At 62.7% G+C, this 3,879-nt stretch carries 4 protein-coding genes; all 4 read left to right on the top strand.

The genetic code is table 11. From position 1 onward, the window contains the following. Positions 1-766 (top strand): ABC transporter substrate-binding protein (locus Q0L57_RS07750; protein WP_296740601.1); only part of this gene is annotated, 766 nt, incomplete at its 5' end. A gap of 214 nt (positions 767-980) precedes the next feature. Next, positions 981-1,910, top strand: coding sequence for a carbohydrate ABC transporter permease (locus Q0L57_RS07745; protein ID WP_296740599.1), 930 nt, complete (start codon positions 981-983; stop codon positions 1,908-1,910). A gap of 9 nt (positions 1,911-1,919) precedes the next feature. Beyond that, the gene (locus Q0L57_RS07740; RefSeq protein ID WP_296740597.1) at positions 1,920-2,759 is read left to right on the top strand and encodes a carbohydrate ABC transporter permease; all 840 of its coding nucleotides are present in this window, start codon (positions 1,920-1,922) and stop codon (positions 2,757-2,759) included. Further along, positions 2,756-3,817: a Gfo/Idh/MocA family oxidoreductase gene (locus Q0L57_RS07735; RefSeq protein WP_296740594.1), complete on the top strand. Its 1,062-nt coding sequence runs from the start codon at positions 2,756-2,758 to the stop codon at positions 3,815-3,817. Before Q0L57_RS07740 ends, Q0L57_RS07735 begins: the two co-directional genes overlap by 4 nt. Positions 3,818-3,879: the final 62 nt, after the last annotated feature.

The following is a 3,879-nucleotide window of genomic DNA, read 5'->3' as shown; positions in this document are numbered from 1 at the left end:
CGCCGTGCTCGACAAGATCAAGGCCGACGGCACCTACATCCCGATGGCGATGGGCACCAAGGACCTCTGGGAAGCCGCGACCATGGGCTACCAGAACATCGGCCCGAACTACTGGAAGGGCGAGGAAGGCCGCGCGGCCCTGATCAAGGGCACGCAAAAGTTGACCGACGCCGATTGGGTCGCTCCCTACAAGGAACTGGCCAAGTGGAAGCCTTACCTCGGTGACGGCTTCGAGGCGCAGACCTATCCGGACAGCCAGAACCTGTTCACGCTCGGCCGCGCCGCCATCTACCCGGCAGGCTCGTGGGAGATCGGCCTGTTCAACACGCAGGCGCAGTTCAAGATGGGCGCCTTCCCGCCGCCGGTGCAGAAGGCCGGCGACACCTGCTACATCTCCGACCATACCGATATCGGCATGGGCCTGAACGCTGCCTCGAAGCACCCGGAAGAAGCCAAGAAGTTCCTCTCCTGGGTTGCCTCGCCGGACTTCGCAACCATCTACGCCAACGCGCTGCCGGGCTTCTTCAGCCTGAACTCGACGCCGGTGAAGATGGCCGATCCGCTGGCCCAGGAATTCGTCTCCTGGCGCGGCAAGTGCAAGTCGACCATCCGCTCGACCTATCAGATCCTGTCGCGCGGCACGCCGAACCTCGAGAACCAGACCTGGGTTGAATCGGCCAACGTGATCAACGGCACCGATACGCCGGAGGCCGCGGCCAAGAAGCTGCAAGACGGCCTCGACAGCTGGTACAAGCCTGCGAAGTAAGCCTTTGCCATCGAGCCGGCCGGGCCCTGCCCGGCCGGTCTCACAATAGCGATTGTCGGCGCAGCCTCTCGGTCTTACCCTCACCGTTGCGGGGAAGACGAAGCCGCACTGTCGCGGGCCTTGTCCTCCCCTCAAGGGGACAATCAGGCCGTGCATCGAGGCATCAGCTAAGCATCATCCGACCTGGAACCGAGAGACGGCGGGGACCGAACTCATGGCCGCAGAAACACGACCGAAGAAACCCATTCGCTGGCATATCGGCGTCTTCCTGGCGCCGGCGGTGCTCGTCTACTCGGCGATCATGATCCTGCCGCTGTTCGGGACGTTGCAGCTTTCGCTGTTCCGTAACATCAATCAGCTCCAGGTCTTTGTCGGGCTCGACAATTTCCGCACGCTGTTCGGCGATCCCAACTGGTCGGTGAACTTCTGGAATGCGCTTCGCAACAATGTCTGGTTCTTCATCATCCACATGCTGGTGCAGAACCCGATCGGCATCATGCTGGCAGCGCTTCTCTCCAGCCCCCGGTTGCGCTTTGCCGCCTTCTACCGCACGGCGATCTTCGTGCCTACCATCCTGTCCTTCGTCATCGTCGGCTTCGCCTGGAAGCTGATCCTGTCGCCGATCTGGGGCGTAGCGCCCGACCTGCTCGGCCTCGTCGGACTGAAGAGCCTGTTCACGCCATGGCTCGGCAAGGAGCAGTATGCGCTGACGGCGCTCAGCCTGATCTCGGTCTGGCAGTTCGTCGGCATCCCGATGATGCTGATCTACGCGGCCCTGCTGTCGATCCCGGATGAGGTGATCGAGGCGGCAGAGTGCGACGGCATTACCGGCCTGGCGCAGTTCTGGAAGATCAAGCTGCCGCTGATCCTGCCTTCCATCGGTATCATCTCGATCCTGACCTTCGTCGGCAATTTCAACGCCTTCGACCTGATCTACACGGCGCAAGGAGCGCTCGCCGGGCCGAATTATTCGACCGACATTCTCGGCACCTTCCTCTACCGCGCCTTCTTCGGCTTCCAGCTGCAGGTCGGCGACCCCAACATGGGCGCGACGATCGCCACGATGATGTTCCTGATCATCCTTGCCGGCGTCTGTGTCTACCTGTTCCTCGTCCAGACGCGCCTGCGTCGCTACCAGTTCTGAGGGTCGAAGATGAGCACCGCTACCCGTTCGCTTCCCCGCACCGTCGGCGCCCACGCCATCCTGTTGACCTACACGGTGATCGCGCTGTTCCCCGTGATCCTGGTGGTGATGAATTCGTTCAAATCCCGCGCGGGCATATTCGGGGCGCCGCTGACGCCGCCGACGACCAAGACCTTCGACCTGATCGGCTACACCACGGTGTTCGGCCAGGGCGATTTCTTCCACTATTTCCAGAACAGCCTTGTCGTCACCGTCGCCTCGCTGTTCTTCGTGCTCCTGTTCGGCGCGATGGCCGCGTTCGCGCTTTCGGAATACCGCTTCCGCGGCAACACGCTGATGGGGCTCTATCTGGCGCTCGGCATCATGATCCCGATCCGTCTCGGCACCGTCGCCATCCTGCAACTGATGGTGGCGACCGGGCTGGTCAACACGCTGACGGCGCTGATCCTGGTCTACACCGCGCAAGGACTGCCCTTAGCGATCTTCATCCTGTCTGAATTCATGAAGCAGGTGTCCGACGACCTGAAGAATGCCGGCCGCATCGACGGGCTTTCGGAGTACACGATCTTCTTCCGGCTGGTGCTGCCGCTGGTGCGCCCGTCGATGGCGACGGTCGCGGTCTTCACCATGATCCCGATATGGAACGATCTGTGGTTCCCGCTGATCCTGGCGCCCTCGGAAGAAACCAAGACGGTGACGCTGGGCGCCCAGCTCTTCCTCGGCCAGTTCGTCACCAACTGGAACGCGATCCTGGCGGCGCTTTCGCTGGCGATCCTGCCGGTGCTCATCCTTTACGTCATCTTCTCGCGGCAGCTGATCCGCGGCATCACCTCCGGAGCCGTCAAGTGAATTCAGAAAGACCCCTTCGCGTCGTCGCCGCCGGCCTCGGCAATATGGGCCGCAGCCACGCGCTGGCCTACCATACCAATCCGGGCTTCGAGATCGCGGCGTTGATCAACCGATCCGACGTGCCGCTGCCGGAAGGGCTTTCCGGCTATGGCATAAGGCGTTCCTTCGAGGACGCGCTGCGCGACGAGAAGCCGGACGTCGCCGCGATCGCCACCTATTCCGACAGCCATGCCGACTATGCGGTGCGGGCGTTCGAGGCCGGTTGCCATGTCTTCGTCGAGAAGCCGCTGGCGACCACCGTGGCGGACGCCAGGCGCGTCGTCGACGCCGCCAAGGCCAATGGCAAGAAGCTGGTGATCGGCTACATCCTGCGCCACCATCCGTCCTGGATCAGGCTGATCGCCGAAGCGCGCAAGCTCGGCGGCCCTTACGTCTTCCGCATGAACCTCAACCAGCAGTCCTCCGGCCATACCTGGGAGACGCACAAGCAGCTGATGCAGACCACATCGCCGATCGTCGACTGCGGCGTGCATTATCTCGACGTGATGCTGCAGATCACCGACGCCAGGCCGGTCGAGGTGCGCGGCATGGGCGTCCGGCTGAGCGACGAAGTGGCGCCATCGATGTACAATTACGGCCACCTGCAGGTGCTGTTCGATGACGGCTCGGTCGGCTGGTACGAGGCCGGCTGGGGTCCGATGATCTCGGAGACGGCCTTCTTCGTGAAGGACGTGATGTCGCCCAAGGGCTGCGTGTCGATCGTCATGAAGGAAGGCGTTAAGTCCGACGATATCGACACCCACACCAAGACCTCGACCATTAGGGTGCACAACGCGGCAACCGGGCCGGACGGCAAGTTCGCCAGGGAAGACCAGTTGCTGTCGATGGAAGGCGAGCCGGGCCATCAGGAGCTCTGCGACCTCGAACAGGCCTTCCTGCTCAAGGCCATCCGCGAAGACATCGACCTTACCCGCCACATGGACGACGCGGTCAAGTCGCTCGCCGTGTGCCTGGCCGCCGACGAGAGCGTGCGCAGCGGCGCCGCCGTGAAACTCTAGAACAGGAACGAAGCCGTGGGCTCGCTGAAGATCGAGAATGTGAAGAAGGCTTTCGGGCCGGT

It is taken from the genome of Mesorhizobium sp., from assembly GCF_024509055.1.
Lineage (GTDB): Bacteria > Pseudomonadota > Alphaproteobacteria > Rhizobiales > Rhizobiaceae > Mesorhizobium.
This window is presented reverse-complemented; position numbering and strand designations above follow the sequence as displayed.